This is a genomic window from Kitasatospora sp. NPDC059817, from assembly GCF_042731835.1.
GTDB lineage: Bacteria > Actinomycetota > Actinomycetes > Streptomycetales > Streptomycetaceae > Kitasatospora.
The window spans coordinates 6,285-7,304 of record NZ_JBHWIR010000105.1 but is presented as its reverse complement, the minus strand read 5'-3'; the positions used below and the strand labels follow the sequence as shown (position 1 = coordinate 7,304).

Genomic DNA, 1,020 nt, shown 5'->3' with positions numbered 1-1,020 from the left:
TGGCTGCGCCGCGCAGGTGGATCAGTTGGTGCTGAACTCCCCGGCTCGGATGGCGGTGATGAATGCCTGCCAAGCGGCTGGTGGGAAGTTGAGGCGGGGGCCGTCGGGGTCCTTGCTGTCCCGAACCCGACCAGGGTGCGCGTCATCCACTTCGACGCAGGCGCCACCATCGTTGTTGCTATGGCTGCTCTTTCGCCAGCTCTCATGATGGTTCGCTCGCACGGCCGTACTCCTTTGAGATGCGCCTGATCATCGCCTGGGAGTCCCGGGGCGACAGGGCCATGGGCATGAGGAGAGCATGACCTGCGGCGAGCGGCAACACCCTCTGCTTTCCACTCCGGCGTCGGGTTAGGCTTCCGGCCGCCACCCCCAGGTAGGGGCGGCGGCGCGCGGGGTGGTGAGTTGGGGTGCGGGGTTGGCAACTCGCGCTGGTCGGGGCGTGCGTGCGCGTAGTGTCGGAAGTATGGCGAGCGATCATCTTGGGGATCGGGTCAAGCGGCTGCGGCGCTTGGCCGATCTGACGCAGGAGGGCCTGGCTGAGAAGTCGGGCGTGTCGGTGGATGTGGTTCGGAAGCTTGAGCAGTTGCGGAAGCATTCGGCGCGGCTTCCGACACTTCACGCGCTGGCCAAGGGGCTTGGTGTTGAGCTGACTGCGCTTCTGGGTGATCCGCCGGCGGTGCCGTCGACAGGTGATGCGGACCCGCCTGGCCTGGTCGCGGTGCGGCGGGCGATCATGCCGCCCTTGTTCACGCCGTTGCCGGTGGCGGACGGCGTGGAGAAGTTGTCGATTTCGCTGCTGCGTGGCGAGATCGCAGAGGCCTGGACCCTGTATCACGCGGCCGACTTCGGCAGGGTCATGGAGACATTGCCGGCGATAATCGCGGATGCCCGCCTCGGGGCGGCGGGGGGGCGCGGGCCGGGTTGGCCGGGGCGGTGACCAGTGCGGGGCCGAGCTCACCCACACGGGGGCGGTCAGCCGCTGCCGGGAGTGAGTTCAGATAACCGCCGCTCGACTCGAGA

2 protein-coding genes are annotated in these 1,020 nt (G+C 68.0%); one reads left to right on the top strand and one right to left on the bottom strand.

Annotated features, from left to right (window positions below):
* Positions 1–21 precede the first annotated feature (21 nt).
* The gene (locus ACFV61_RS22035; RefSeq protein WP_380493475.1) at positions 22–222 is read right to left on the bottom strand and encodes a DUF397 domain-containing protein; all 201 of its coding nucleotides are present in this window, start codon (positions 220–222) and stop codon (positions 22–24) included.
* Positions 223–463: 241 nt separating this feature from the next.
* Here ACFV61_RS22035 and ACFV61_RS22030 point away from each other — a divergent pair, with 241 nt between their 5' ends.
* Positions 464–937 carry a helix-turn-helix domain-containing protein gene (locus ACFV61_RS22030; protein ID WP_380493473.1) on the top strand — a complete coding sequence of 158 codons (474 nt, stop codon included), beginning with the start codon at positions 464–466 and terminating at the stop codon, positions 935–937.
* The last annotated feature ends 83 nt before the right edge of the window (positions 938–1,020 follow it).